The organism is Bacillus sp. NSP9.1, assembly GCF_000465465.2.
Lineage (GTDB): Bacteria > Bacillota > Bacilli > Bacillales > Bacillaceae > Bacillus > Bacillus sonorensis_A.
In genome coordinates this window covers 1100762-1126904 of sequence record NZ_CP048273.1, presented here as the reverse complement: position 1 = coordinate 1126904, position 26143 = coordinate 1100762, and the positions used below count along the sequence as shown (strand labels likewise).

Here is a 26143-nt window from a genome sequence, read left to right as displayed (position 1 = left end):
TTCTTTTCGCGCCCATTACTTCACTTCGTTAAAAGTCGCCGATTTCCTTTCTGAATATAAGTAAATGCGTGCTTCATACGGCTTCATGATAAAGGAAGTCAGATGTTTATGGTTTTGGATATCGATATTGGACATGAGGATCATGTCGCTTGATAATGGATATGCTGAATGCTGATAAAATGCAATACGCCGGCTTAAGTTCACAATCACAATCGCTTTCTCTCCCCCAAGCTTGCGCAGATAGGCTATAATCTGCGGGTCCTCTGGAAGAAGCAGCTCAAACGTTCCATCGATGAAAACGTCATGGCGTTTTCTGAGGGCGATGATCTGTTTATAAAAGCGGTAGATGGAATGCCTCTCTTTTTGCTCGTTTGCGACATTGATCGTGCAATAATTGTCATTGATGTTCAGCCACGGCTTCCCGCAGGTAAACCCGGCATTTTGCCCATCCGTCCATTGCATCGGTGTTCTGGCGTTGTCTCTGCTCTTTTTCCGCACCGCCTTCATGATGTCTTCATGTGAGCGGCCTTTTTCTTTCTGAATACGATAGAACCTTTTGACGGAAACATCGTCATAATCTTCTATACGAGAGAATGCCGCGTTTGTCATGCCGATTTCCTGGCCTTGAAAAATAAACGGTGTTCCCTTCATCAAAAAATACATCGCAGCCAAAGCTTTTGCACTTTCAATTCTGTAAGTCCCATCCTCCCCCCAAACTGAAACGGCGCGAGGCTGATCGTGATTTTCGATAAAAAGCGCATTCCATCCCGTCACTTCAAGAGCGGTCTGCCAGCTTGACAAAATTCGCTTCAGGCGCACGATGTCGATCTGTTCTTCATCGTCAATATCCCAAAGTCCGAGATGTTCAAATTGAAAAATCATGTTGAAGATGCCGTTTTTCTCGCCGACCCATGCCTCCGCTTCTTCAGCGCTGACTCCATTCGCTTCTCCGACCGTCATGATATCAGGATGCCTGGCGAATGTTTCTTCCTTCAGTTCCAGGAGAAAGTCCATGATTCCCTCAACATTCATATGGAAGGCAAAGGACGGGACAAATCGGAGCCCTTCTGGATTGGGGAGATCCGGAAGCCCTGCTTTTTTCTTAATATGCGAAATCGCGTCCACTCTAAAGCCGTCGATTCCTTTATCAAGCCACCAATTGATCATGCTGTAGAGCGAGCGGCGCATATCACCGTTTTCCCAATTCAAATCGGGTTGTTTTTCGTCAAAAATGTGGAGATAGTACTGATCTGTTTTTGGATCAAAGCTCCAGGCGGAACCGCCGAATATGCTTTCCCAATTGTTTGGCTCATGCCCGCCTTTCCCGTCCTTCCAAATATACCAGTCCCGTTTTGGCGATGTTTTGTCTGACCTTGATTCAATGAACCATGGATGCTCATCACTTGTATGATTGATGACGAGGTCAATGATCAGTTTCAAACCGAGCCGGTGCGCTTCGGCCAATAATGCGTCAAAGTCGGCCATCGTCCCGAATTCTTTCATGATGCTTTGATAATACCTGATGTCGTAGCCATTGTCGGCATTAGGGGAATCAAAGACCGGACAGATCCAGATCGCATCCGCACCAAGCTCCTGAATATAAGGCAGCTTCATCCTGATCCCGTTCAAATCCCCGATCCCGTCCCCGTCGGAATCCATAAAACTGCGCGGATAGATTTGATAGACGACCGCTTCTTTCCACCATGCCCTTGTCATTCAAACACTCCTTAGCTGTTGTTTCCATATTATATAAGGAAACAATACAAGTTATGAACTGTTTCATAAACAAACCACCGCCCTTTAAAAAGAGCGGTGGCAAAAATCAATGAACCTTCACATCCCAATTGGAAATATTGATTTGTCCTGTTCCTCCGAATACTTCTGTACCAAATTCGACACTGCTGACATACTTCGTTTTGCTGAGCCAGTTTTTTGAATCGGCCAAATAATCGGTGAAGTCGCGGATGTTCAGGCTAGCACTCCGGGTGTTTGACGTTCTGACAAATGAATAGACATTCCAGCCTTTTCCGCCTCCGGCATCAATGTAGCCTTTATACACCTTCCATTTGTGCCCGCCGACTGACACGGTTTCGACATAGGAACCTGCGGGGCCTGCATTGGTGTTGTTCAGCCAGATCATGATTTCATCGGTTGGAGCGGTGTCCCAGCTCGCATGATTCGTGTTGTGCAGCCAAATGTCGTATGCCGCGTTGTATGTGCCGTTCGCACTGATCGAATAACTGACATTCGTGCTGATGTTTTTCTGATCTGACAAACGGGTCGGGAAGCCGCTTCCTTTCGTATAGCCTTCCGTCCAGTGCCAGCCGCTGACGATCGACGGATAGGCTTTAACTGTGCTTGTCGTGCTCGGCCAATTCCATACCCAGCCTAAATCCGAATCACTGTTATGATAAATCGTCTGCCACCAGCCGCTGACCTGGTCGGCTCCCCAGACATTGTTGAATATGTAGTATTGATTGTTTTTAAAATACATTTTTTCCGCTGGCTTGGATGAAGACGCGGCAAGCGCCGTGAACGGTCCCGCCAATAAGATGGTGAGCGCGAAGCCCCACAAAAGAAGCGATTTTGCGAACGAATGTTTTTTCAACGTTTTATGAACCTCCTCGTGATAATACACGACCATTATAAAAAAGAATCGGCAGCAGCACATTCATAGAAAGTCATGATTTTCCATAGATCATTATACTTAACTTTAAAAAAATCGCCAAAAAAAAGAAGTTTTCAGCTGCTATCGAACTAAAAACAGACTTTTAAACCGCAATCCGGGTTAAAAGTCTGTTTTTTTTATTTCAACAAAGCGAATATGGTGATCTTCGGCATCAAGAATTTTAAATTCGCATCCTTCCGTCTTAAAGACATCGCCGTTTTTCAGCTCCATTTTTTGCGTCAAGAGCCACCCGGCGATCGTATCCACCTCTTCATTATCGATCGCAATATGAAGAAGATCATTCACTTCGTCAATTAACGCTTTGCCGTCCATAATATAATGATGCTCGCCTTTTTTAACGATGTGAGGCATTTCATCCTGATCAAATTCATCCCTGATTTCCCCGACGATTTCTTCCAAAATATCTTCTACCGTCACAAGCCCAGCCGTTCCGCCGTACTCATCAGCAAGGATCGCCATATGAATACGCTCTTTCTGCATCCGAATCAATAGTTCCTGAATCGGGATGCTTTCAATCACCCTGATCACCGGCCTCATGATTTCGGTTAAATGGATCGACTGATCAAGGAAATAGGATTTAAACAGATCCTTGCTGTTGACGATTCCGATAATATGATCTTTATCATCCTTAATGACCGGATATCTCGTATAGCGTTCATTCATAACGGTTTCAATCGCTTCCTTGATGGCCTGATCTTCATCAAGCGTCGCCATCTCCGTTCTCGGAACCATGATTTCCCGCGCCAGCCTGTTGTCAAACTCAAAGATTTTGTTGACATACTTAAACTCCGACTGGTTGATCTCGCCTTTTTTATAGCTTTCAGACAGCATAATTCGCAGCTCTTCCTCACTGATGGCCACTTCATGTTCCTTGACCGAATGGAAACCAAAAAGTCTGGTCAGCAGACGGGCCGAGCCGTTTAATAATTTAATGAAGGGATACATGATTTTATAAAAAAGAATCAGCGGCTTCGCCGTCCAGAGGCTGACGGCTTCCGCCTTTTGAATGGCAATCGTTTTCGGAGCCAGCTCACCGACCACAACATGCAAAAACGTAATAATCACAAAAGCGGTCACCACTGACCCGATCCTTATGACCGACTCAGGCAGACCGAAGAGTTCGAAAAGCGGGTGAATGATCCTCTCAAATGTAGATTCCCCGAGCCAGCCGAGCCCTAAAGCGGTGATCGTGATTCCCAGCTGGCAGGCCGATAAGTATTCATCTAAATTTGAAATCACCTTTTTGGCTGCAATCGCCCGCGTATCCCCGTTTTCCACCAATTGATCGATTTTTGTCCCGCGAATTTTAACAATCGCGAACTCGGCGACAACAAAAAAAGCTGTTGCTGCAATTAAAAGCATGACGAGTATGAGATTTAAGATATTCAAAAAAAACCCTTACCAAATGAATTGGTAAGGGGTCACCTCCTCTGACGAATGGTTAGTCATTACGGCCGGACAGGAAAATCGCTACGAAGCGCAGCAGTTCAAACAATGAAACGAGCGCTGCGGCTACATATGTCAATGCCGCGGCATCAAGTACTTTGCTGACGCCTCTTTCTTCAGTGTTGCGGATCATTCCTTCCGAGACGATGATCCGTTTTGCCCTGGAGCTTGCGTTGAATTCAACAGGCAGCGTCACAAGCTGAAAGAGTACGGCTGCGGAAAACAGTATGATGCCGAGGCCGATCAGATTCAGGCTTCCAAGCAATAAGCCGCCAAGAAATAAAAACGGCGCCACTCCCGAAGAAAAGTTGACAATCGGGAACATCTTATGCCTTAAAACAAGGGCGCCGTATGATTCCTGATGCTGCAAGGCATGTCCGCATTCATGGGAAGCAACGGAAACTGAAGCGATCGAACGGCCGTAATATACGGGTTCAGATAACCGTACAACGCGCGCTGTCGGGTCATAATGGTCTGTCAAGGTTCCTCTTACCGGTTCAACCGGAACATCGTAGAGGCCGTTGCGGTCGAGAATCTGTCTGGCCACTTCCGCCCCCGTTCTTCCGCTTGAGGCCTCCACTTTTGAATATTTTTCAAAGTTACTCTTTACTTTAAATTGTGCCCAAATTGATAAACCTAATGCAGCAAATGTCAATAACAAAAAAATCATGCTCATCAAATCATCTTCCCTCTTTAAAGTAAAATGGTTTATGAATTCGAAATGGTTAAAATATATTTTATTTGAGGGGATCCCCTTTGTACAGGAAAATGCATTACCTGCTTTTCCGCGGAAAACAAATCCCGATAAAACAACAGGCCATTCCCGAAATCATCACATACAATGGCGGCCTTACCGTCAGCTCCTTGAAAAACTCGCTCCAAAACACTTCATTTGTCGTCAGGTAGACGGAATTCAAATCAAAAATGAATTGAATGGCCGCGCCCGCCATCAGCTGCACGCCGATCAACACCAGGATGATTCTCAATAAACAGGACATTCAACTCGCATCCCCCACCCGTTTTGTAAAATTGTATGGAGGGATCGGAACTGTTATACCGGCGCATCAAAAATATCATATCTCTCATATCTATTGTCGGTAACTCCCTGTTGTTTTCTCCTGAAAATATTTGGATATACTGAATAAAAAAAGCGCAGCGGGTGGTGGCACGGTGAAAGTTACAGACCAAGAAAAAGAACAGCTGAGCACAGCGATTGATAAAATGAATGAAGGGCTTGATGCATTCATTCTCCTTTACAACGAATCGGAAAAAGACGAGCCGCTGATCGAGTATGAAGATGAAACCGCGGACATTATCAAAAAAGCGATTGAACACCATGGAAAAGAAAGCATCAATCAAAAATTAAACGCGATCATAAAAGAAATTTTATCGTTTTCCCTTTTGCAGGATGGTGAAAAAACGTGAAATCAAACCGTATTTTTATCGCATGGCTTAGATGGCCGATGTATGTTCGGGTTTCTATCATCATCCTTTTATTGATCATTATTTTTGGAGAACTGATCACAATCGTTGAACCTGATCAATTTTCAAATGTCTTTGACGGGATTTGGTGGTCGCTCATTACCGTCTCGACCGTCGGATACGGCGATGCGGTGCCGAAGACGGCCGCTGGAAAACTTGTCAGCATGGTGCTCATTTTATTAGGCGCCGCTTTTGTGACGGCCTATTTTGCAACGATGGCGACAGCGGCTTTCAATAGGCAGCAGCGCTATGCAGAAGGCAAGGTGAATTACAAAGGAAAGGGGCATATCGTTCTGGTCGGCTGGAACGAAAAATCCAATAAACTGATTCGCTCTCTGCAAGCCAACAATCCCGGCAAAACGATCGTGCTGATTGATGAAACATTAAAGGAAGGCCCGCTGATGGAGGACGTTCACTTCATCAGCGGACATGCCGCAGACGATGCCACATTAACAAGTGCCAATATCGAAGAGGCCGGCATTGTTTTGATAACCGCTGATCAGCATAAAAACGAAGCGGCCGCAGATACGCAGACCATCTTAACATTAGTGGCTGTCAAAGGGCTGAACCCTTCCGTTTATTGCATCGCCGAAATCCTGACGGAAAAACAAAAAAAGAATGCCGAGCGGGCCGGAGCAAGTCAAATTATCAGTACGGCTGAGTTATTAAAAACCGCGATGCTGCAGCATTTTCTCATTAAAAGCCAGCTTCCTGGTCCGGTTTTCGAAGAAGCCGACATTCATTTAAAAGTCCATGCCTTTCCTGTTCCGGCATCTTTGCAAGGAAAAACGTTCCAAGATGCGATCCATCACTTTTTGAATGACGATATTTTGCTTGTCGGTATTCAGCAAAAAGACGGACCGGCTTTATCGCCTTCCTTTTCGTACAAACTCGAGCCGACTGATCAGTTGCTGGCGCTTTAAGACAACAGCGCCTGTTCGAGTTCTTTTACATAAGAACGGCCCAGATCTTCATAGACACTTGCGATATCGGCATCTTTTTCCTTTGGCTCTGCAAATTGGTCAAAGGAGGCACGAAAATTCCCCTGAATGACGTGATCATCGAGCGCCTCCTGATAAACATGGCGCAGCAAAAACGGCTTACCCAATTTGACTGTCGCGTTTTGCGAATCAAGCTGTCCGTCTTCCGCCTCAAACGGCACCCGCAAAAACAAATATCCGTCTTGATCATCCATCTTATAGTCAAAAAAGCCGTGGTCGTACTCCCATCCCCCGCTGATCACATATCCGAGCGGTTTTAGCGTTTGTTCAAGGTGATAGAGCGAGAAAGAACGATTTTCCAATTCAGATGGTATGTTTATCATAAAAAAACCCCTTTTTCGTTTTTACATTTACCTTACATCAGCAGCACTACCGCAATTCTTTGTCAGGCTTGTTCAAATGGCCTTCTGTAATTTCGTTAAAGAGCGTACCCTCCGGCTGCAGTGCATTGTTTTGCATTTGCAGAAATTTTTTATACTCCCCGACGGTAAAAGGCTTTGCATCATCAGTTAATTCATAGCCGATCTGGCCATTAGACTCCAGGGTTGCGTTTTTGACATCAGATAATTTTGAAATTCCCTGGGTTCTCAGCCTCATTTCCAGCTGGTCGACGGTCAGTCGGTGTTTTTTGAGGTTGTCTGTTTGCAATTCCCCATTTTCGATCAGGACAACCGCTTTTCCCGCTATAAGGGTTTCAAAAAAGTCAAATTTCATTTTTAAATACTCGATCAACAAGAGAACGATGATAAAAATTGATGCGGCTGTCACCGTTTTGAAGACGCTGTCTTCGATGATCGGCTGAACGATGATCGTTCCGATGGAAATCATGACGACGGTTGTCGCTATCGTCATTTGCGATATCGATTTTCTTCCGGAAATTCGCAGCAGGATAATCCCCGTTAAAATAAGAAGAAGTGTTTTCAGAACAAAAAGCATGACCTCACCCCAAACCTTTTTATTTCTTTATTATGGTTCAGAAGTGTTTTCTTATGAGTATGTTTGCGGCAAAACTGGCAAATAACGAATATTCAAAAGAGGAAATGAGATATATCGAAAGCTCCGAAAGACCTCAGGACCGGTCCAGTTTTCATTGATCTGCCCATTAAAAGAAGGATTTTTATTTTCGATTGAAGAAAATGTAATTGATGAAAATTACTGTATCGCATATAAAGAAAGCAGGTGCAAAAGGTGAATGTTAAGGTTTGCATGGTATCCATTAAAGTAACGGATATGAAAGAAGCGAAGAGTTTTTATTGTGAAAAATTGAATTTTAAATTGGAAAAAGAGTATGGGGAAAATATCATTGAATTAAATGTCGACGGTTTTCCAATTATTCTTGAGAAAGCTTCGAAACCGAACACCTTAGAGTATGGAGAACATTCACAAGTCGTACTTGGTTTACAGACCGATGATATAAAGAAGGACATGAATCACCTGAAACAAAACGGTGTACACGTTTTGTACGAAGAACCGCAAACATGTCCTCCGGGTCATTATACGGTCATTGTCGACCCGTTCGATAATAAAATTGAGCTGCTTGAAGTTTCTAAATCAATGGCGAACATGTAATAAAAAACAGACTCATCTGGAGTACTCCCCTTCCCAGTCCCCCTCTTTTGCCAGCGGAAGCCGTGGTAAAATCATGATGAGGAATCTATAGGGAGTGGATAGATGAATGAGGGACTATTTTCTGCAATCGAAACGGATTGGGTTTTCGCTATGGTCAAAAGAGGATATGGATTTAGCAAACGTATTGTGGGGAGATCCGGATGTAACAGCATATATATCCAGCCGCGGCAGGCTTGAAGCTGAAGAGGTAAAAAACCGTTTACAGCAAGAAATCGAACAATATCAAACGGACGGTGTTCAATATTTTCCGATTTTTGCCATAGACAATCATGCCTTTATCGGATGTTGCGGACTCCGTCCATACAACCTTGATGAGCGGGTTTATGAAATCGGATTTCATCTCGTGCGTTCGATGTGGCATAAAGGCTATGCTAGTGAAGCTGCCAAATCCATGATTGATTATGCTTATACAAAAGTAAACGCAAGCAAGCTGTTTGCCGGCCATCATCCTGAAAACCAGGCTTCACGAAAGCTCTTGAACAAGCTCGGCTTCCGTTATACACATGACGAATTTTATCCGCCAACAGGCCTTCACCACCCGTCCTACATATTGCACAAAACGTAAAAATGGCCGGCTGCACTTCACTGTGCTGCCGGCCATTTTCTCTTCTTATTGATTCAAGCGTTTTTCAAGCTCCGCTTTTTTCTCTTCAAATCCCGGTTTGCCGAGAAGGGCGAACATGTTCACTTTGTAAGCTTCAACCCCAGGCTGGTCAAACGGGTTGACACCGAGCAGATATCCGCTCATCGCGCAGGCTTTTTCAAAGAAGTATACAAGGTAGCCAAACGTATAGGCGTTCATTTCCGGTACGTTCACGATCAGGTTCGGCACATTTCCGTCCGTATGTGCGAGCATCGTGCCTTGGAACGCTTTTTTATTGACGAAATCGACGGTTTTGCCCGCTAAATAGTTCAGGCCGTCAAGGTCATTGTCCGCTTCTTCGATCGTCAGTTCATGTCTTGGCTTTTCAACATTCAAGACGGTTTCAAACATATCTCTTCTTCCTTCTTGAACATATTGTCCAAGTGAGTGAAGATCGGTAGAGAAATTGGCGGAAGAAGGGTAAATCCCTTTTTCGTCTTTTCCTTCGCTTTCGCCGAACAGCTGCTTCCACCATTCCGCAAAGTACTGAAGGCCAGGCTCGTAGTTGATCAGCATTTCGATTGTTTTTCCTTTATTATAAAGAACGTTTCTGACAACCGCGTATTGGTAAGCCGGGTTATCCTCTAGCTCTGATACGGAAAAATCTTTGCTTGCATCTTGAGCGCCTTTCATCATGTCATCGATATCAACACCGCTGACGGCAATCGGAAGCAGCCCAACCGCAGTCAGAACAGAGTATCGTCCGCCGACATCGTCAGGAATGATAAATGATTCAAAGCCTTCTTCATTGGCCAGCGTTTTTAGTGCGCCGCGCTCTTTATCTGTTGTCGCATAAATGCGGCGTTTCGCTTCTTCTTTTCCGTATTTCTCTTCCAGAAGCTTGCGGAAAATCCGGAAGGCGATCGCCGGTTCAGTCGTTGTTCCTGATTTGGAAATGACGTTGATTGAAAAATCGGCGTCTTCGAGAAGGTCCATGACATCTTTCATATAGGAAGAGCTGATATTGTTGCCGATAAAAATGACTTGAGGCGTTTTCCGTTTTTCTTTCGGCAGGGTGTTGTAGAATGAATGATTCAGCATTTCAATCGCTGCTCTCGCGCCGAGATAAGAACCGCCGATTCCTACGACAAGAAGGACGTCAGAGTCGTTTTTAATTTTTTCGGCGCTTGTTTGAATGCGGGCAAATTCTTCTTTGTCATAGTTGGACGGAAGATCCACCCAGCCTAAAAAGTCGCTGCCGGCACCGGTTTTTTCATGAATCGAGTGATGGGCAACCTTTACGAAATCACGCAGATATGTAAGCTCTTTTTCTTTAAAAAACGGCAATGCTCTTGAGTAATCAAAACGGACATGCGTCATATGAATAAACCTCCAGTTCTCACTGTTTTCTAATATTCCCGCCAGCGCTTTCATTTTTGACTCGGGCTCCGGCTAGTATGGGTCTGTTAAACATGTCGATTTAAGGCGACAGCCTCTTCCCTTTTCACTTTATATGAACTCCATCGCGAAATCAAGTGATGAACAGGAGCGACCAATGCCTTGATGGCGGCTTGGCAGCCAAAAATGCCGAATTCGCATGGAACTTTGAATTTTTGTCAAAATGACAACAAATCAAAAAGCGGCTCGGAAAGAGCGTTCCTTTCCGGAGCCGTTTTGTAGTTACAGCGAAGCTTTCAGGATGGACAGAACATCCGCTTTATTCAACGTTTTAAAACGGCCGAATTCTCCGTTGGCCATCGCTTTGTCGGCAATGAGATCAAGCTTTTCATCCGTGATATCATAATCGCTGAGGCGGCTCGGCGCTCCAAGACTCGTCCAGAATTCTGAAAGCTTTTCAATACCCGCCAGAGCGACTTCACGATCTGTTTTGCCTGTTTCATCAACGTCAAACACACGGACGGCAAGCTGTTTAAAGCGGCCGACATTTTCAGAAAGCGTGTGCTTCATCCAGTTCGGGAAGAGAATGGCAAGTCCTCCGGCATGAGGAATATCGTAAACGGCGCTGACGGCGTGCTCGATGTTGTGTGTCGCCCAGTCGCCGCGGGCTCCCATTGACAGCATGCCGTTTAAGGCAATCGTACCCGTGAAGAGAATCGTTTCGCGCAGTTCATAATTTTCAAGGTCGTCAATGAGCTTAGGAGCGGTTTCAATCACCGTTCTTAACAGGCTTTCACACATCCGGTCCTGATAAGGGGTATTTTCGACATGATGAAAATATTGTTCAAACACATGGGACATCATATCGACCATGCCGTAAATCGTATGATCTTTAGGTACCGTAAACGTGTTGACCGGATCTAGGATTGAGAACTTAGGGAATACAAGCGGGCTCCCCCATCCGTATTTTTCATTAGTTTCCCAATTGGTAATCACAGACCCTGAATTCATTTCAGATCCGGTCGCCGCTAATGTGAGTACCGTTCCGAACGGGAGCGCTTCAGTCGGAATGTGTTTTTTTGTAACGATATCCCAGGCGTCACCATCATATTTAGCGCCCGCCGCAATCGCTTTCGTACAGTCGATGACACTTCCGCCTCCAACCGCCAGAAGAAAATCAATATCATTCTCCTTGCAGATCGCCGCGCCTTTATTGACTGTGGCGACGCGCGGATTCGGTTCAACACCGGCCAGTTCATGAACATTTGCACCCGCTTTTTCGAGGATCGAGACGACTTGATCGTATAAACCGTTTCGCTTAATGCTGCCTCCGCCGTAAACGAGCAAAATGTTGGAGCCGTATGGTTTAATTTCTTCTGGAAGCTTTTCCACTTCTCCGCGTCCGAAAATCAGTTTGGTCGGATTCCAATATGTAAATTGATCCATCTAATCTCCTCCTTTAACCACTATTATGTGAAAAGGCTGTACGCTATGTAAAGCGATCTGCTTTTATACGTATAAACTATCCAAAACGTTCACAATCTATAAATGTTCATGACAAATAAAGGAGGAAAATGAAAAATGAGTGTGCTTCAGCGTATTGCATTGGTATTGACGATTATCGGAGCAATCAATTGGGGACTGATAGGATTTTTTCAATTTGACTTGGTTGCAGCCATTTTCGGCGGACCCGGTTCTGCCATATCTCGTACGGTTTATGCGCTTGTCGGGATTGCCGGTTTGATCAATCTCGGCCTTTTATTTAAACCGCAAGAAGAAACCGCCGGGGAAGACGCGAAACAGCCGGAAATGCGGTAGCCGTCCATAAAAAAATAACTCCGGCGGGGGCCGGAGTTATTTGCGTTCAGCTTACTTTTTGATTAAATCTTTTCTGTTAGACTGCTCAATCCACTCTTCAAGCTTGTCTTTTAGCGTATTGAAGCCTTGCGGAGCAGCCGCATCTTCAGTTTGGACAGCCTTTTGTCTTCTAGGCTTGCTTTCTTTTCGTTCAGGAGCTGCCTGTGTAGCACGAATGGATAGGCTGATTTTGCCTTTTTCCTCATCGACAGAAAGAACTTTAACCTGCACTTCATCACCGATGGCCAAGTGCTCGTTGATATCTTTAACGAAACCGTGTGTCACTTCAGAAATATGCACAAGTCCCTGTGTTTCTTCATCTAGGGCAACAAACGCTCCATACGCCTGTAATCCAGTCACTTTACCAGTGTAAACACTGCCCACTTCAAATTTTGCTGTCATAACTAACAACTCCTACATCTAATGAATTTAACTCTTTTTATACGCAATAAAAAATTATATCACACAAGTCCTTTTTAAGCAAAAAAACTTTTTTTAAAACATACATGTTTAAAACTCACGCCAAAGGGGAATACTGAGAATAATCAAGGCTTTCTAGTATCCCCCCCTTATTTTGTATGCGGACCTGTCAAAAGGTGCGTATTTTTTTGTCCTTATAACTTACAAGCTGCCGACGAACCGCTTCATCCTGACAAGCGCCTCCTGAAGCTGTTCAAGCGAGGACGCATAGGAGCACCTGATATAGCCTTCTCCGCTCGGCCCAAAGACATTGCCCGGAACGACGGCGACTTTTTCTTTCATGAGCAGCGCTTCTGCAAACGCTTCAGAGCTCATACCGGTTTTTTTGATCGACGGAAACGCGTAAAAAGCGCCGCCCGGCTGATGGCAGTCAAGTCCGATCTCATTGAGGCTGTCGACAAACACATTTCGCCTGCGCCGATAGCTTTTTCTCATCTTTTCGACATCGTTGAGCCCGTTTTTAAGCGCTTCCTCTGCGGCGAATTGAGCCATGCTCGGAGCACACATCATGGAATATTGATGGATTTTCAGCATCGGCTCCCGTAAAAAAGCCGGAGCCGCGACATAGCCGAGGCGCCATCCCGTCATGGCGAAGCCCTTTGAAAAACCGGATATCAAAATCGTCCGCTCTTTCATCCCGCTGATTTCCGCAAAGCTGGTATATGGTTCATCATATGTAAGCTCGGCATAGATTTCATCCGCAATGACAATCAGGTCATGCTTTTTCGCAAATGCCGCAATGTCGTTTAGCTCTTCTTTTGAATACACAGAACCGGTCGGATTGGACGGCGTGCAAAGAATGATCGCTTTTGTCCGTTCCGTGACGGCCGCTTCAAAGTCTTCGGCCTTCGCTTTAAATCCCCGTTCAGCATTCGTATGGATGTGGACGGCTCTTCCGCCTGCCAGGGAGACAAGCGCTTCATAGGCGACAAAACACGGTTCGGGAATCAGCACTTCTTCTCCCGGATCGAGAATCGCCCTTACCGCGATGTCGAGGGCCTGGCTTGCCCCGACGGTCACGATCAGCTCGCTCTCCGGCGAATAGTCAAGCTGAAAGCGTTTATTCAAATAAGCGCTGATCTCTTTCCTCAAGGAAAGGAGACCGGCGTTTGCCGTATAGGATGTATAACCCTGTTCAAGGGAAAGGATGCTCGCTTCCCTGACATTCCACGCCGTCACAAAGTCGGGCTCTCCGACGCCTAAGGAAATGACGCCTTCCATCGTTGATGCGAGATCGAAAAACTTGCGGATGCCGGACGGCTTGATTTGCTGTGCTGCTTTGGATATATAACTCGATCTCATTTACGGAGACACCACGATTCTTTTGTCATCATCACCGGAGTCAAAAACTTTCCCGTCGTGCTTGTATTTCTTCAAAATAAAGTGGGTGGTTGTCGATACGACGGAATCAAGCGTCGATAATTTTTCTGATACGAAGTGCGAAATATCAGACATCGTTCTGCCGCGAATGACAACTGACAGATCATAAACTCCTGACATTAAGTAAACGGATTCAACTTCATCAAACCTGTAAATCCGTTCGGCCACTTCATCAAACCCGACGCCGCGCTTCGGTGTCACCTTGACATCGATCATCGCCGTTACGCCTTCATGGCCGTCGACTTTGCGCCAATCGATCATTGCCGAATAATCGATAATGACCTTCTCTTTTTCCAGCTTTTCAATAATCGCTTTCGTTTCTTCCTGAGAGATATTCGCCATTTTCGCGATCGTTTCAGGTTCGAGGCGGCTGTTTTCCTCTAAAATTTCCAATACTTCGGTTTCTTTTTCAGTAAGCTTCATCTTGTTATCACACCTTTAAATGTCTGAGAAATCTTCTGAATATTATAGCACGTTTTTCGGCGATTGTAAGTCGGTAAAAAAAGCGAAATTACGGGGTGAAAAAAATTTTTTCGGGTACGATAAATAACATACTCAAACAGGCTCCGCAACATGCAGTCGGGCTTGTTTTACATGAAGAAAACGATCTCGGAGTGATTTTGATCATGCAGTTATCGAAACCTACCACACAGCACATTCATGGGGTTAATATCTATTATGAACATTATGAAAATCCCGGCAGGACAACGCTGATTTTAATTCACGGCTTTCTTTCCTCTTCGTTCTGCTACAGAAAGCTCATTCCTCTTTTGAAGAATGAGTTTAATATCATCACTCTTGATCTGCCCCCTTTTGGACAATCGGAAAAATCGCAGACCTTTGTTTATACGTACCAAAACATGGCCAGAGTGGTGATCGGGCTGATCGAACGGCTGAAGATCACAGAAGCGGTCTTGGTCGGGCATTCAATGGGCGGACAGATTTCCCTTTATGCCGTAAAGGAGCGGCCCGAGCTGTTTAAAAAGGTCGTGCTGCTCTGCAGCTCAGGATATTTAACACGGGCGCCGCGGCGGCTCATTTTCGGGAGCCACATCCCCTATTTCCACTTGTATATCAAACGCTGGCTCTCCAAACAAGGCGTGCTCAAAAACCTGATGAATGTCGTTTATGACAAATCCCTGATCGATCAGGACATGATTGACGGCTATTTGAAGCCATTTCTCGACGATCAGATTTTCAGAGCGCTCGCACGCCTGATCAGACATCGGGAGGGCGATTTAGCGCCCGACGAATTAAAACAAATCGAAACGCCGTCCCTTTTGATCTGGGGGGAAGAGGACCGGGTCGTGCCCGTTCAGATCGGAAAAAGGCTTCATCAGGACTTGCCCAATTCCTCTTTTTATTCTTTAAAACACACCGGGCATCTCGTTCCCGAGGAAAATCCGGATTTTGTTTCAGACAAAATCGCTAATTTTGTCATCACATAAAATAAAAAACCGCCGGCGGCGGTTTTTTAAACAGTTTGGACTCTATGTTTTAGCAGGAACTGCTGTCTTTCAGTACAAGGAGCCGATCTGCCATTTTTATGCATTCCTCCAATGGCAGTGTCTCGTCAAATGACACTTCAAAAACGGCTTGAATCGCCTTGCCGAGCCGGTTTCTATCGTCCTCGGTGTAGACGGCCTGAACGATTTCCGCCGCTTCTGTTTCGTAAAAATCAGCCCCGGCGGAGAAAGGGTCCCATTCTTTGATCATCTGTACAATTTGAGCTGCTGCCTGACTTTCTTTCATATGGATCACCGCTTAAACTGAAATTTTTCAAAGCTATTGTATCATAACCTGGCCAATCTTTGATAAAAAACACCGTTTTAAAGATCCGTGTTTTCCTTTTTCCGCCGCCGAGTGATCAAATAAATTCCGAGGCCGTTGACGAGAACGAGGCCGAAAACCGTATTGCCAAGCGGCGCCCAGCCGCTTTCCCCCGTCATAACCAGCGACAGGACAACCTTGCCGACAAGAGTCGCATTCAATACCGCGAGCCCCCATCCCAATGAGCGCTGCCAAAATGCCGCACATATCAAAACGAGAAACCCCATCATCAAAGCAATCGTCAACATGGCTGTAAGCGAAGAGGACAAGAGCATTTGTTCATATTCCAAAACAGTCTGCATCCGGGGATCGATCGTCTCAGGGACTGGGAACCAGACCATGCTGCTCATCATCAGCAAAAAGGTGATGATCACGCCTTTCCATGATCGTTTATAACAAAAATAACAAAGCACAATGAGAAATAACGGGCGGATATACCAGCTAAGCGGATTGAGATGGCGCTGAAAAGCCCATTCAAGCACGCTGTTCCATTCCATTTGCACCCACTCCTTTTTTAAATGAGGCTTTCTCCGCGAAAAGATTGCAATCTCTTGCTATCATCGTTAATGTATAACATATGAAAAAGACATGAGGTGAGATCATGGATTTTAATACAGAACATAACAGACGCGGAACGCAGTCTGTGAAATGGGATTTAACACAAGAATTATTCGGCGTCAATGACGCGCTGCCGATGTGGGTGGCGGATATGGACTTCCGCGCGCCTGAAGCGGTTATTGATGCTCTTCAAGAGCGCCTGGAGCACGGGGTTTTCGGCTATACGTCGGCAGGCGCAAAAACGAAGGAAGCTGTCGTCAGCTGGCTCAACAGCCGCCACGGCTGGGAGACTGAACCGTCGTTTATTACGTTCAGCCCCGGCATCGTTACAGCGATTGCCACCGCTGTCCAGGCATTCACTGAACCGGGTGACAAAGTCGTCGTTCAGCCGCCTGTTTACACCCCGTTCTTTGACATGGTGACGAAAAACGGACGGTCTGTATTACATAACCCTTTAATCGAACAAGACGGACGCTATGAGATCGATTTTGCCGATCTTGAAAAAAGCTTGAGCGAACCGGATGTGAAGCTTTTCATTCTTTGCAGCCCGCATAATCCTTCCGGCCGCTCCTGGACGAAACAAGAACTGACAAAGCTTGGCGAGCTCTGCCTTGCCCATGGGGTGACGGTCATTTCTGACGAAATTCATTCCGATTTGATGCTGTATGGGCGCAAACATACCCCGTTTGCCTCGAATTCCCGGGAATTCGCAGAGCTTTCGATCACATGCATCGCTCCGAGCAAGACATTTAATTTGGCCGGACTGCAGGCCTCGGCCATCATCATTCCCGACCGGGCGAAAAGGGCGGCTTTCACACAGGTGATGCAGCGCCAAGGGCTGTCATCGCTAAACGCATTTGCGGTCTCAGCCATTGAAGCCGCATATTCAAAAGGCGAACCTTGGCTGGACCGATTAATCCCCTATATCGAACATAATATGGAGGAAGTGAGCCGCTTTTTGCAGCAGGAGCTGCCTGAGGTGCGGATGATGAAGCCGGATGCCTCATATTTAGCATGGCTGGACTGCAGAGCCCTCGAACTGTCAGATCAGGAATTGAAGCGCAGGCTCCTTCATAAAGGAAAGCTGATTCTTGAATCCGGACCGAAGTACGGCCCGGGTGGAGAAGGGTTTGTCAGAATGAATGTCGGATGTTCACTGTCCGTGGTAAAGGACGGACTGAGCCGCTTAAAAACGGCTTTTTCATAAGCATCACGGCATGTCTATCGTTTATGCGTTTCTTGCTGCATTTCTTGTTCGAGCTTTTCCGCTTTTTCAGCTTCTTTTCTGGAATGTCTGATGATCAGCCGGAATACAAAAAGAGCGATGATAAAGAAAATGGCCAACGTGATAAAAGAAGGAATATACTCTCTTTTATCTTCAGGAAAATAAAGCATAAACTGAATGAGCAATGGCGCCACTCCCCCGATTGTTTATTGTTTCCAAATATAATCATACCATTTGGAGGTGGACGCAGTGAATCAGTTTCAAGTCGGAGATCAGGTAAAAGGTTTTTATAAAACAGGCGTTTATATAGGAGAAATAACGGATATCAAGCCGATGCACTATTTAGTGAAAATTCTCGCCGTCTTAACCCATCCGAAGCAGGGGGATCTTCATCATCCCAAAGATGCCGAAGTGGCATTTTTCCATGAACGAAAGGCTCTCGCTTACCGTGAGCAGACAAACATTCCGCACCATATGGTGAAGCCTTACGACGGCCCTGTGCCGGATTACGAGGATTCACTTCGCGAGGCGCTGAGCCGTTTTCAAGCGGAATTGGCAAACGATCCGTCAGATTACGCGGCGAAATCGCTGGCATGCGCCGCTGCACTTGAAAAAGAGTATTTTCCAAACAAATAACCCAATCTTCTGTTTAAGATTGGGTTGTTTATGTTGCATGGGGAAATACCTTTGACAGATCGATCCGGTCGCCGATCGTCGTCGGCTTCGGATTCTCCAAGTACTGTTTATCACGTTCGACAAGCTGAAATAATTTATAGGTCGTCATGGCGTCATCAAGCGCTTTATGCTGCTTCCCGGTGCCGGAGTCCCCGTACTCCTCAGCCGCTTTCCACAAATTCGTCAACGTTTTGTCGCCAAAGAATTCCTTGTACTCCATCGACAGATCCCTCATTTCTCCTTTAAATGGAAACGCGACATGGTTAAACATGCAATTTTGCTTTAATACTTTCATATCCATGTTTCCCCATGTAATGATGACGCTGTTTTGATCAGGATCAAGCTCTTTCAGCTTTTCAATCAATGCTTGAAATGTAATGCCTTGATCGACTTCTTCCTGCGTAATGTTCAAAAAAGATTTGCAGCGCCGCGTCAGCTTGGGAAACTTCTTTGGCTTGATATAGCTTGAAAACGTTTCAACCACCTCATCATCAACCGCCTTTACAATCCCTGCTTCGATAATCTCCGGGAAAAAATTTTGCGGATGATACTTCCCCTCCGGCATTGTAAATTCAAAATCAATAACAAGTAAGGGGCTTTGTTTCAATGTTCACACCTGCCTTTCTATCGCAGTATAAAACCTTCCCAACTGTGGGCAGCGGATGTTGATCGTCCGGGGCCAAGGCTCATTGTCTGTTTTTTTAAAAATTCCGTTCTTCTTTCTTTTATTATATCATTATATTTCTATATTCACGCTCATATTTTCTGAAAATGACGAAAATTCATTCAAACGCCTTTTTCACATCGAAAAGTCGCCCGTCCCGTCCTTCTGCAACATTTCCTTTATAATGAAATGGAACTTCATTTTTTTAAGAAGGTGATTCTCATCTCTGTTCATAAGAAAAACCTAGTCATCATGTGGTTTGCAAATTTTTTTGTCGCGGCAAGCTCCACAATGGTTCTGCCGTTTCTTTCTCTCTATATCGAGACGCTCGGCAGCTACTCCGACGGATTTACGCAAAAATGGAGCGGATATGTGTTTGGCGTCACATTTTTGATGGCTTTTTTGGTCTCTCCTTTTTGGGGGAGATTCGGTGATAAACACGGCTATAAAAAAATTCTGCTGATCACCGGGACCGGCATTGGAACGAGCATTCTCCTCATGTCGATTGTCTCCTCTGTATATGAGCTGTTTTTTCTGAGAATGGCAATGGGCCTTGTCACAGGCTTCATCCCTACCTCCCTCGCGATGATTTCGGCGCAGACGCCGAAATCGAAAGCCGGCAAAACGCTTGGCACATTGCAGATGGGCACGGTATCGGGAGGATTGTTCGGCCCGTTGCTCGGCGGCCTTCTCGCCGATCATGCCGGTTTTACATATACCTTTTTTATTACGGCGTTTGTGATTTACGGTGCGGTTTTCCTCGTTTTTGTCGGTGTCCGGGAACATCCGCTGAAAGCGCATCGCAGCCGGACGGTTCCATATACAAGAAAACAAGTGCTCCTAACGATATTAAAACGGCGTCCGCTGATCACTGTCATGGTGCTGACGGCGGTGATTCAAATCGGGAACTTCAGCGTCCAGCCGCTGCTCGCCTTGTATGTCAGCGAGCTGCACGGCCCAGAGCACCTTGCGTTTTTTTCCGGGCTCGCTTTTTCAGCAACCGGTCTCGGAAACCTTTTGGCCGCGAGAAAATGGGGTGCCTTGGGCGACCGGTTCGGGCATGGAAAAATATTAGCCATACTGTCGCTTTTGGCAGCGGGATGTGTCATTCCCCAAGGGCTCACATCGACTTATGAAACGCTTGTGGCTTTCAGATTTCTATTCGGAATTGCCTTAGGCGGAATGATTCCCTGCATCACGGCATCCATCCGCGTTCAAACACCGGGTGACATCCAGGGGGAAGTGCTTGGCTACAATGTCAGCTTCAGATTTTTGGGCAATGTGATCGGTCCGGTGCTCGGCGGTATGCTGTCAAGCGGTTTCGGCATTTCTTCCGCCTTTTACGCAACCGCTGTTCTCTTTTTCAGCGGAGCCTGCCTCCTGCTGTTCCAAAGGTCCCAGCAAAAGAAATCAGAAGCAAAGGCAAGCTGACATATAAAAATAAGGAAATCTATCAAATTATTCTTCTCGATCTTGAAAAAGAATGGTACGATATGGCTAGAATTTAGCGAAAAGAGTGTGACATAGAGTGACAAAATTGCGTTTGATCCTTGGATGGATTTTGCTGATCATGTTTATTCCCATATTTGTATATACTTTAATGGCCTCAGGTGAAGAAGCCGAAAAAATGAAGCCTCTCGACCAAGTGCTCGATGAGAAAATCAACTTAAAGGACATCGGCCTTGTACAAAACAGCTACATGTATGACAGGGACGGCGCCCTGATTTCAGAGATTGTCTCTGATCACCAGAATCGGGTGTTTGTCTCTTACAAAAATATTCCCGAACATGTCAAGCAGCTGTTTTTGACATCGGAGGATCGCCATTTCTTTCAACATAAAGGCTTTGACTTTCTCGGGATGGTCCGGGCCGCCGCAGCCAATTTTAAAAAAGGCGGCATTGATCAGGGAGCGAGCACGATTACCCAACAGCTCTCGCGAAACTTGTATTTGAGCCATGAACGGACTTTCGACCGCAAGCTGACAGAGCTTCTGTATTCCTATCAGCTTGAAAAAAAGCTATCAAAAGAAGAGATTTTCGAGAAATATTTAAATACGATTTATTTTAATAATGGCGTATACGGGATTGGATCTGCGTCCAGATATTATTTCAACAAGCCGCTCAAATCTCTTACGCTCGCTGAAACGGCGTTTATTTGCGCGATCCCTAATAACCCTACATTATATGATCCTTTGAAACATTTTGACTACACAAAAACCCGTCAAAAACGGCTTCTCGGAGAGCTGAGAGAAGCGGGCGTCATCAATGAGAAAGAATATAAAAAAGCGGTCAAGGAAAAAATTAAACTCAATGTGAAAGAAAAGAAAGACGCCTATCCCGATTACGCAACATATGTCAATGATGAATTCACCAAATTGGTTTCGTCTTCCGAAGGCTTTGACAAACGGCTGAAAAAGGCGAAAACAAAGGAAGAGAAGGAGAAAATTGAAAAAGAGCTGTCAAACCGGATCAGCTCCCTTTTGACAGGCGGCATTAAAATCTACACGGCGCTTGATCCCGAGATGCAAAACAGAGTCGTCCAGCAAGTCAACAGCCGGCTCCCGTATACAGAAGTCCAGGGAGGTGCCGTCGTCATCAACCACCAAACCCATCAAATCGTCGCCATGTCGGGCGGGAAAAATTATAAGAAATACGATTTCAACCTGGCTTATCAAGCCCATAGGCAGCCCGGCTCATCGATCAAGCCGCTGCTTGACTACGGACCTTATATGGAAGAAACGGGCGCCACGGCCGGCAGCATGATCGATGCCAGCAGATTTTGCAGCAAAGATTACTGCCCGAACAACTTTAATGAAAAAACATATGGAACCGTCTCGATCAAAACGGCTTTTAAATATTCCTATAATACACCGGCCGTCCGGGCGTTGAATCAAATCGGCGTCCAGAAAGGGTTCAGCTATTTAGAGCCGTTTGGATTTGAAAAAATCGATCCGAAGGACTACCGTCTCCCAGCCGCTTTGGGCGGGTTTACGGATGGCTTTTCACCGCTTGAGATGGCGAACGCTTATACGACGTTTGGCAATGATGGCAGCTATACGCCAAGCCATGCGATCACAAAGGTTACGAATTTAAAAGGAAAAACGCTTTACAAGTGGAAAGATAAACCGAAGCAGGTCTTCAGCCCGCGGACAAACAATCAATTGCGCATCCTCTTGTCAGCGGTTGTTCAAGAAGGAACCGGACGAAAAGCCAATTTCAGCGGTGGATATGTCGGAGGCAAGACGGGAACGTCAAACGACTACAGAGACCTGTGGTTTGTCGGATTGACCGATACGTATACAATGAGTGTATGGGTTGGAAAAGAGAAAAAAGGCAATGTCGAATTTCTTCATCATACAGGACCCCAGCTTTTAATATGGAAAGGGACGCTTCAATACGCATATTAGAAGGGAGAGCTGATGCACGTATGACGGAAATGCCTGATCGCATCGTTCTGTTTGATGGCATCTGCAATTTTTGTGACGGAGCTGTTCAGTTCATCATTAAACATGATCCGAAAGGCTTATTTTCCTTCGCTTCTCTGCAATCCGACATCGGCGGGGAGCTGCTCAAGAACCATCAGCTCCCAACCGATCATTTTGACAGCTTTATATTGATCGATAACGGCCGCATCTACCAAAAATCGGCGGCGGCGCTCCGCGTGCTGAAAAACCTTTCAGGTCCGTGGAAGGCGGCGGCCGTCTTTCTAATCGTGCCGCGCCCGCTTCGCGACGCCGTCTACAGCCTGATTGCGAAAAACCGCTATAAATGGTTTGGCCAAAAAAATGAATGCACGATCCCGGGACCAGAAATCAGAAAAAGGTTTCTATCCTAAAAAAACGACGACGTCTGGACAAATGTCCATGCTGGTTAAAAACGGTTTAACGTTAACCGTTAAAACCCGTTAAAAAACCCGGTAAACCGTACCGTTACCGTACGTAACGTAACGTACGTACCTACGTCGTCGTCGTCGTTTTTTTTAGCCTAATCCGCCTATACAGGCAAGCTGGCCATCATGCTGTTGTAAAGCTTGATGACAATATAGATCGTTCCGATCAAAAATGTAAACCAAAACAACAGTTCAAACATCACAAAACCGATGAGTGAAAAAAATGACAGCGTACCGTGAATCGTATACACGATATAGACAAAGTAAACAAGTGTCGCCAATACGAGAATCGCTGCAATTCCTATCGCATATTGGACAAAAATAAAGGACAAAAGGCTCGCTCCGAGATAAATCGCGGAACCGGCCCTGATTTTCTTCAAGTTTGCCCCTTCAGGATCCTTGGCAAAAAATAAAAGCGAGAGTTCTGTTACCGTATTGGCAATCAGCTTGAGTGCGGAAAACACCATAAAAAAGACAAGCGCAAACACGATAAATAAGGCCATTCTAATACCGCTCTCAGAAAAAAACTCAAGCATCCCTTTATAAATACCGAAGGATGACAGGACCTGCATAGCATACATCACGGAGGAAATGGCCAACGATGAACTAAAAAGAAGGATTGCAATAAACGGGAAAAAACCTGATATATACGTATTTTTCATAAAAAAGACCCTTTCTGATATGTTCCATCATTCATTATGTACGACTTAGTACCTGTTGACAAGAATATTTTCCATTATTTTAATCTAAGTTTATGTCAAGGGACATGCAGGATTCTTCACAAATTCGCCAATTACCTGTAAAGTATTACTTGTTGACTTTATCAATAGATCGCGAGGAATCGCCATTGAAAAAAACATTAAAGCTGCAGACACGGTTAACGATCTTTGTCTGTGTTGTTGTCTTTATCTCTTTATTCATCACTTTTTTTATGATTGGCGCGGAAACCGCACGGGATATCCGCGAGCAGGAGCAGACGATCGCGCTCCAGACGGCGAAGATGGTCGCTGAAGCTCCGATTACGGCGCAGTCGCTTGAAAGCGGCCGATACAAAGAGCTGCAGCGCTATACACGCCGTGTTCAAGCAGCGACAAAGACCGAATTTGTCGTCGTCATGGACATGAACAGCATTCGAAAAACCCATCCGGATCCCGACAAAATCGGAAAGAAATTTGCGGGCGGAGATGAAAAAGAGGCGCTGAAAGGCCATCAGCATATCAGCACGGCGAAAGGTACGCTTGGTGAATCACTGAGAGCTTTTGTTCCCGTCTTCAATGAAAAAGGAAAACAGGTCGGCGCCGTTGCCGTCGGCATCACTCTTAACGAAATTGAGCAGATCATCGAGCAAAATCTTCGGCCTTTATATACGGTCATTGTCCTCAGCATCTGTGTCGGCATCATTGGAGCCGTCATCGTGGCCAGAAAAGTGAAAACGATCATGTTCGGCATGGAACCGTATGAAATCGCAACGCTTTTGAACGAGCGGAGCGCCATGCTTGAATCGACCAAAGAAGGCATTCTCGCCGTCGACCAAAACGGAAAAATCAAGCTTGCCAACGCGGAAGCAAAACGCCTCTTCAAAAAAATGGGGATCGATGAAAATCCGATTGATCGGGACGTGAGCGAGCTTCTGCCAAACACCCGGCTGAAGCAGGTCATTAACACCCAGCAGCCGGTCAATGACCGCGACGTTAGGATCAACGGGCTTGAGCTTGTCTTTAACGAGGTTCCGATCCATTTAAAAAAAGGAGACATCGTCGGGGCCATTGCTACATTTCGCGACAAAACCGAGGTCAAACACTTAGCTGAACAGCTTTCTGGCGTTAAAATGTACGCAAACGCGCTCAGAGCGCAATCCCATGAGTTCATGAACAAGCTTCATGTCATTCTTGGACTTGTCCAGCTGAAAAATTATGATGAGCTTGGCAACTATATTAAAGACATCGCGATCTATCAGCAGGCCGAAGCGAACGAAATTATCAACCACATTAAAAATTCCGTGCTCGCCGGCTTTTTGCTTGGCAAGCAAAGCTATATAAGAGAACAGGGTGCCGTCCTTGAAGTCCATTGCAGCACAAGGATTCCGAATGCCGCAAACACTGCGGTGATCCACGACTTGATCACCGTCATCGGAAATCTCCTCAACAATGCGCTGGACGCCGTCTCCTCTGCTGACAAAAAAAATATTTCGATTTCTTTCCGGTATCATGACGGCCTTCTGGACATTGAAGTCACAGATACGGGTATCGGCTTATCGCAAGAGGAGCAGGAGAAAATGTTTGATCAAGGCTTTTCAACAAAAGGCGCCAACCGCGGATTCGGACTTTATTTTGTCGAGCAAGCCCTGGAAAATGTAAACGGACATATTGTCGTCACGAGCGAAAAACATGAAGGAACGACATTCAGTCTCCGCATACCGTATGAACCAAAGGAGGATGACTATGATTGATGTATTAATCGTTGAAGATGACCCAATGGTGAGAGAACTGAATAAGCGCTACCTCAGCCAAATCGACGGCTTTCAGTTAAAAGGCGTCGCCGCTTCTTTCAGAGAGGCTCTCTCCGTTCTCAGAGAGGAGCACATCGATTTAATTCTGCTTGACATTTATATGCCCGGCAGAAACGGAGTCGAACTGTTAACGGAAATCAGGCGGCAAAACAAGGCCGTCGATGTGATTGTCATCTCAGCGGCGAGCGAGATGGACGTTGTGCAAAAAACGTTGCGCTTCGGAGCTGTCGATTATTTAATCAAGCCGTTTGAATTTGAACGGTTTCAGTCCGCACTCACCGATTACAAACGGAAACAGCACCTCTATTCAAGCAACCGGAACATCAGCCAAAAAGAACTGGATGTCGAGCTGTTCCAAAAAAAGCGGACACCGGAAAAAGTCCATTTGCCAAAAGGGCTGACAAAAAGCACGCTGAAGCTTATTTGGTCAAGCATCAAATCGTTTGACAGCATGACGTTCACGACGGAGGATTTAGCCAAGCACACCGAAATTTCGCAGGTTTCCATCCGCAAATATTTGAAATTCCTTGAGGAAATCGAAGTATTGGATGTGGAAATGGCCTATGGGACCATCGGAAGACCGGTATTCCAATATAAATTAAATACCAATGACATGAACGCGATCAATCAATATTTATAAATCCTCCTCCCCTTTTTGCCATCAGGCGGAAGGGGATTTTTCGCGGGATCGAAAATAGATTGATGGAATAAGAGGGCATCTCTATTTGCCCGGACCTTAATTGAAGATAAAATTTTTGCGAGGGCGGCAATGTTTTTACCACTTTTATGGTATGATGAAAAAGTCTTGTTAGCAAATCATGACAGGAATTTTATTGCAGATGCAGTTTA

The 26143-nt window shown here is 45.6% G+C and carries 30 protein-coding genes; 13 read left to right on the top strand and 17 right to left on the bottom strand.

Features of this window, described 5'->3' with window-relative positions:
- Positions 1 to 15 precede the first annotated feature (15 nt).
- The 5 genes from M654_RS05555 to M654_RS05535 all read right to left on the bottom strand — a co-directional run bounded on the left by M654_RS05555 (position 16) and on the right by M654_RS05535 (position 5133).
- On the bottom strand, positions 16 to 1716 hold the full coding sequence (locus tag M654_RS05555) for a glycoside hydrolase family 13 protein (protein ID WP_051290433.1): 1701 nt from the start codon (positions 1714 to 1716) through the stop codon (positions 16 to 18).
- Positions 1717 to 1822: 106 nt separating this feature from the next.
- Entirely contained in the window at positions 1823 to 2608 is a 786-nt protein-coding gene (locus tag M654_RS05550; RefSeq protein ID WP_026588537.1) for a GH12 family glycosyl hydrolase domain-containing protein, read from the bottom strand.
- A 180-nt stretch (positions 2609 to 2788) separates the two neighbouring features.
- Positions 2789 to 4078, bottom strand: a complete 1290-nt coding sequence (locus tag M654_RS05545) for a hemolysin family protein (protein ID WP_026588538.1) — start codon at positions 4076 to 4078, stop codon at positions 2789 to 2791.
- Positions 4079 to 4130: 52 nt separating this feature from the next.
- Entirely contained in the window at positions 4131 to 4805 is a 675-nt protein-coding gene (locus tag M654_RS05540) for a zinc metallopeptidase (protein ID WP_026588539.1), read from the bottom strand.
- A 103-nt stretch (positions 4806 to 4908) separates the two neighbouring features.
- Positions 4909 to 5133 carry a YuzI family membrane protein gene (locus M654_RS05535; protein ID WP_026588540.1) on the bottom strand — a complete coding sequence of 75 codons (225 nt, stop codon included), beginning with the start codon at positions 5131 to 5133 and terminating at the stop codon, positions 4909 to 4911.
- A 172-nt stretch (positions 5134 to 5305) separates the two neighbouring features.
- Here M654_RS05535 and M654_RS05530 point away from each other — a divergent pair, with 172 nt between their 5' ends.
- Together M654_RS05530 and M654_RS05525 are read left to right on the top strand one after the other, a co-directional pair.
- The gene (locus tag M654_RS05530) at positions 5306 to 5560 is read left to right on the top strand and encodes a protein mistic (protein ID WP_026588541.1); all 255 of its coding nucleotides are present in this window, start codon (positions 5306 to 5308) and stop codon (positions 5558 to 5560) included.
- Positions 5557 to 6540 (top strand): potassium channel family protein, encoded by a 984-nt coding sequence (locus M654_RS05525; RefSeq protein WP_026588542.1) that lies wholly within the window; start codon positions 5557 to 5559, stop codon positions 6538 to 6540. Before M654_RS05530 ends, M654_RS05525 begins: the two co-directional genes overlap by 4 nt.
- Here the strand turns inward: M654_RS05525 and M654_RS05520 are convergent.
- On the bottom strand, positions 6537 to 6941 hold the full coding sequence (locus tag M654_RS05520) for a YugN-like family protein (protein WP_026588543.1): 405 nt from the start codon (positions 6939 to 6941) through the stop codon (positions 6537 to 6539). The genes M654_RS05525 and M654_RS05520 overlap by 4 nt on opposite strands.
- A 46-nt stretch (positions 6942 to 6987) precedes the next feature.
- Positions 6988 to 7554 (bottom strand): DUF421 domain-containing protein, encoded by a 567-nt coding sequence (locus M654_RS05515; RefSeq protein ID WP_026588544.1) that lies wholly within the window; start codon positions 7552 to 7554, stop codon positions 6988 to 6990.
- A 252-nt stretch (positions 7555 to 7806) separates the two neighbouring features.
- Between M654_RS05515 and M654_RS05510 the strand changes: the two genes are divergently transcribed.
- Positions 7807 to 8187, top strand: coding sequence for a VOC family protein (locus tag M654_RS05510; RefSeq protein WP_026588545.1), 381 nt, complete (start codon positions 7807 to 7809; stop codon positions 8185 to 8187).
- A 106-nt stretch (positions 8188 to 8293) separates the two neighbouring features.
- Positions 8294 to 8812, top strand: coding sequence for a GNAT family N-acetyltransferase (locus M654_RS05505; RefSeq protein ID WP_026588546.1), 519 nt, complete (start codon positions 8294 to 8296; stop codon positions 8810 to 8812).
- A gap of 45 nt (positions 8813 to 8857) precedes the next feature.
- Here the strand turns inward: M654_RS05505 and M654_RS05500 are convergent, their stop codons facing one another.
- Both M654_RS05500 and M654_RS05495 read right to left on the bottom strand, forming a co-directional pair.
- On the bottom strand, positions 8858 to 10210 hold the full coding sequence (locus M654_RS05500; RefSeq protein WP_026588547.1) for a glucose-6-phosphate isomerase: 1353 nt from the start codon (positions 10208 to 10210) through the stop codon (positions 8858 to 8860).
- 300 nt (positions 10211 to 10510) lie between these two features.
- A complete protein-coding gene (locus tag M654_RS05495; RefSeq protein ID WP_026588548.1) occupies positions 10511 to 11674 on the bottom strand; it encodes an iron-containing alcohol dehydrogenase in 1164 nt (387 codons plus the stop codon).
- Positions 11675 to 11809: 135 nt separating this feature from the next.
- Between M654_RS05495 and M654_RS05490 the strand changes: the two genes are divergently transcribed.
- Positions 11810 to 12046 carry a DUF378 domain-containing protein gene (locus tag M654_RS05490; RefSeq protein ID WP_026588549.1) on the top strand — a complete coding sequence of 79 codons (237 nt, stop codon included), beginning with the start codon at positions 11810 to 11812 and terminating at the stop codon, positions 12044 to 12046.
- Between the two features lie 51 nt (positions 12047 to 12097).
- Here the strand turns inward: M654_RS05490 and yugI are convergent, their stop codons facing one another.
- The 3 genes from yugI to M654_RS05475 form a co-directional block, all read right to left on the bottom strand.
- Positions 12098 to 12487 carry a S1 domain-containing post-transcriptional regulator GSP13 gene (yugI, locus tag M654_RS05485; RefSeq protein WP_026588550.1) on the bottom strand — a complete coding sequence of 130 codons (390 nt, stop codon included), beginning with the start codon at positions 12485 to 12487 and terminating at the stop codon, positions 12098 to 12100.
- Between the two features lie 219 nt (positions 12488 to 12706).
- Entirely contained in the window at positions 12707 to 13867 is a 1161-nt protein-coding gene (locus M654_RS05480) for an aminotransferase (RefSeq protein WP_026588551.1), read from the bottom strand.
- The gene (locus M654_RS05475) at positions 13868 to 14368 is read right to left on the bottom strand and encodes an Lrp/AsnC family transcriptional regulator (RefSeq protein ID WP_026588552.1); all 501 of its coding nucleotides are present in this window, start codon (positions 14366 to 14368) and stop codon (positions 13868 to 13870) included.
- 203 nt (positions 14369 to 14571) lie between these two features.
- On the opposite strand from M654_RS05475, the gene M654_RS05470 reads away from it, so the two are divergent.
- The gene (locus M654_RS05470; RefSeq protein ID WP_026588553.1) at positions 14572 to 15393 is read left to right on the top strand and encodes an alpha/beta fold hydrolase; all 822 of its coding nucleotides are present in this window, start codon (positions 14572 to 14574) and stop codon (positions 15391 to 15393) included.
- 49 nt (positions 15394 to 15442) lie between these two features.
- On the opposite strand, the gene M654_RS05465 is transcribed toward M654_RS05470, so the two are convergent.
- Both M654_RS05465 and M654_RS05460 read right to left on the bottom strand, forming a co-directional pair.
- Positions 15443 to 15697, bottom strand: a complete 255-nt coding sequence (locus M654_RS05465) for a DUF1871 family protein (protein ID WP_026588554.1) — start codon at positions 15695 to 15697, stop codon at positions 15443 to 15445.
- 77 nt (positions 15698 to 15774) lie between these two features.
- Positions 15775 to 16272, bottom strand: coding sequence for a hypothetical protein (locus tag M654_RS05460; RefSeq protein ID WP_026588555.1), 498 nt, complete (start codon positions 16270 to 16272; stop codon positions 15775 to 15777).
- Between the two features lie 104 nt (positions 16273 to 16376).
- Between M654_RS05460 and M654_RS05455 the strand changes: the two genes are divergently transcribed.
- Positions 16377 to 17540: a MalY/PatB family protein gene (locus M654_RS05455; protein WP_026588556.1), complete on the top strand. Its 1164-nt coding sequence runs from the start codon at positions 16377 to 16379 to the stop codon at positions 17538 to 17540.
- Positions 17541 to 17554: 14 nt separating this feature from the next.
- On the opposite strand, the gene M654_RS05450 is transcribed toward M654_RS05455, so the two are convergent.
- Positions 17555 to 17752 (bottom strand): hypothetical protein, encoded by a 198-nt coding sequence (locus M654_RS05450; protein WP_026588557.1) that lies wholly within the window; start codon positions 17750 to 17752, stop codon positions 17555 to 17557.
- A gap of 55 nt (positions 17753 to 17807) precedes the next feature.
- Here M654_RS05450 and M654_RS05445 point away from each other — a divergent pair, with 55 nt between their 5' ends.
- The gene (locus tag M654_RS05445) at positions 17808 to 18194 is read left to right on the top strand and encodes a kinase-associated lipoprotein KapB (protein ID WP_026588558.1); all 387 of its coding nucleotides are present in this window, start codon (positions 17808 to 17810) and stop codon (positions 18192 to 18194) included.
- 28 nt (positions 18195 to 18222) lie between these two features.
- Here M654_RS05445 and kapD read toward each other — a convergent pair whose 3' ends face one another.
- The gene (kapD, locus tag M654_RS05440) at positions 18223 to 18840 is read right to left on the bottom strand and encodes a 3'-5' exonuclease KapD (protein WP_026588559.1); all 618 of its coding nucleotides are present in this window, start codon (positions 18838 to 18840) and stop codon (positions 18223 to 18225) included.
- Between the two features lie 246 nt (positions 18841 to 19086).
- Between kapD and M654_RS05435 the strand changes: the two genes are divergently transcribed.
- From M654_RS05435 to M654_RS05425, 3 genes are all read left to right on the top strand, one after another.
- Entirely contained in the window at positions 19087 to 20328 is a 1242-nt protein-coding gene (locus tag M654_RS05435) for an MFS transporter (protein WP_035428450.1), read from the top strand.
- Positions 20329 to 20425: 97 nt separating this feature from the next.
- Positions 20426 to 22303: a transglycosylase domain-containing protein gene (locus M654_RS05430; RefSeq protein WP_026588562.1), complete on the top strand. Its 1878-nt coding sequence runs from the start codon at positions 20426 to 20428 to the stop codon at positions 22301 to 22303.
- 20 nt (positions 22304 to 22323) lie between these two features.
- The gene (locus M654_RS05425; protein ID WP_026588563.1) at positions 22324 to 22731 is read left to right on the top strand and encodes a thiol-disulfide oxidoreductase DCC family protein; all 408 of its coding nucleotides are present in this window, start codon (positions 22324 to 22326) and stop codon (positions 22729 to 22731) included.
- Between the two features lie 158 nt (positions 22732 to 22889).
- Here M654_RS05425 and M654_RS05420 read toward each other — a convergent pair whose 3' ends face one another.
- Entirely contained in the window at positions 22890 to 23447 is a 558-nt protein-coding gene (locus M654_RS05420; protein WP_026588564.1) for a YufK family protein, read from the bottom strand.
- Positions 23448 to 23632: 185 nt separating this feature from the next.
- Between M654_RS05420 and malK the strand changes: the two genes are divergently transcribed.
- Both malK and M654_RS05410 read left to right on the top strand, forming a co-directional pair.
- Complete coding sequence (gene malK / locus M654_RS05415) at positions 23633 to 25234, top strand: malate sensor histidine kinase MalK (RefSeq protein ID WP_026588565.1); 1602 nt, start codon at positions 23633 to 23635, stop codon at positions 25232 to 25234.
- Entirely contained in the window at positions 25227 to 25934 is a 708-nt protein-coding gene (locus tag M654_RS05410; RefSeq protein ID WP_026588566.1) for a response regulator, read from the top strand. Before malK ends, M654_RS05410 begins: the two co-directional genes overlap by 8 nt.
- Positions 25935 to 26143 lie beyond the last annotated feature (209 nt).

What these genes read in the sequence shown, in the direction of transcription:
- M654_RS05490 (WP_026588549.1), top strand. Translation starts at nt 11,810, where the DNA reads ATGAGTGTGCTTCAGCGTATTGCATTGGTATTGACGATTATCGGAGCA.
- M654_RS05425 (WP_026588563.1), top strand. Translation starts at nt 22,324, where the DNA reads ATGACGGAAATGCCTGATCGCATCGTTCTGTTTGATGGCATCTGCAAT.
- M654_RS05435 (WP_035428450.1), top strand. Translation starts at nt 19,087, where the DNA reads ATGGAACTTCATTTTTTTAAGAAGGTGATTCTCATCTCTGTTCATAAG.
- M654_RS05455 (WP_026588556.1), top strand. Translation starts at nt 16,377, where the DNA reads ATGGATTTTAATACAGAACATAACAGACGCGGAACGCAGTCTGTGAAA.
- M654_RS05495 (WP_026588548.1), bottom strand. Translation starts at nt 11,674, where the DNA reads ATGGATCAATTTACATATTGGAATCCGACCAAACTGATTTTCGGACGC.
- M654_RS05555 (WP_051290433.1), bottom strand. Translation starts at nt 1,716, where the DNA reads ATGACAAGGGCATGGTGGAAAGAAGCGGTCGTCTATCAAATCTATCCG.
- yugI (WP_026588550.1), bottom strand. Translation starts at nt 12,487, where the DNA reads ATGACAGCAAAATTTGAAGTGGGCAGTGTTTACACTGGTAAAGTGACT.
- M654_RS05420 (WP_026588564.1), bottom strand. Translation starts at nt 23,447, where the DNA reads ATGAAAAATACGTATATATCAGGTTTTTTCCCGTTTATTGCAATCCTT.
- M654_RS05475 (WP_026588552.1), bottom strand. Translation starts at nt 14,368, where the DNA reads ATGAAGCTTACTGAAAAAGAAACCGAAGTATTGGAAATTTTAGAGGAA.
- M654_RS05520 (WP_026588543.1), bottom strand. Translation starts at nt 6,941, where the DNA reads ATGATAAACATACCATCTGAATTGGAAAATCGTTCTTTCTCGCTCTAT.
- M654_RS05515 (WP_026588544.1), bottom strand. Translation starts at nt 7,554, where the DNA reads ATGCTTTTTGTTCTGAAAACACTTCTTCTTATTTTAACGGGGATTATC.
- M654_RS05470 (WP_026588553.1), top strand. Translation starts at nt 14,572, where the DNA reads ATGCAGTTATCGAAACCTACCACACAGCACATTCATGGGGTTAATATC.
- M654_RS05535 (WP_026588540.1), bottom strand. Translation starts at nt 5,133, where the DNA reads ATGTCCTGTTTATTGAGAATCATCCTGGTGTTGATCGGCGTGCAGCTG.
- M654_RS05480 (WP_026588551.1), bottom strand. Translation starts at nt 13,867, where the DNA reads ATGAGATCGAGTTATATATCCAAAGCAGCACAGCAAATCAAGCCGTCC.
- M654_RS05540 (WP_026588539.1), bottom strand. Translation starts at nt 4,805, where the DNA reads ATGATTTTTTTGTTATTGACATTTGCTGCATTAGGTTTATCAATTTGG.
- M654_RS05460 (WP_026588555.1), bottom strand. Translation starts at nt 16,272, where the DNA reads ATGGAATGGAACAGCGTGCTTGAATGGGCTTTTCAGCGCCATCTCAAT.
- M654_RS05505 (WP_026588546.1), top strand. Translation starts at nt 8,294, where the DNA reads ATGAGGGACTATTTTCTGCAATCGAAACGGATTGGGTTTTCGCTATGG.
- M654_RS05465 (WP_026588554.1), bottom strand. Translation starts at nt 15,697, where the DNA reads ATGAAAGAAAGTCAGGCAGCAGCTCAAATTGTACAGATGATCAAAGAA.
- M654_RS05500 (WP_026588547.1), bottom strand. Translation starts at nt 10,210, where the DNA reads ATGACGCATGTCCGTTTTGATTACTCAAGAGCATTGCCGTTTTTTAAA.
- M654_RS05410 (WP_026588566.1), top strand. Translation starts at nt 25,227, where the DNA reads ATGATTGATGTATTAATCGTTGAAGATGACCCAATGGTGAGAGAACTG.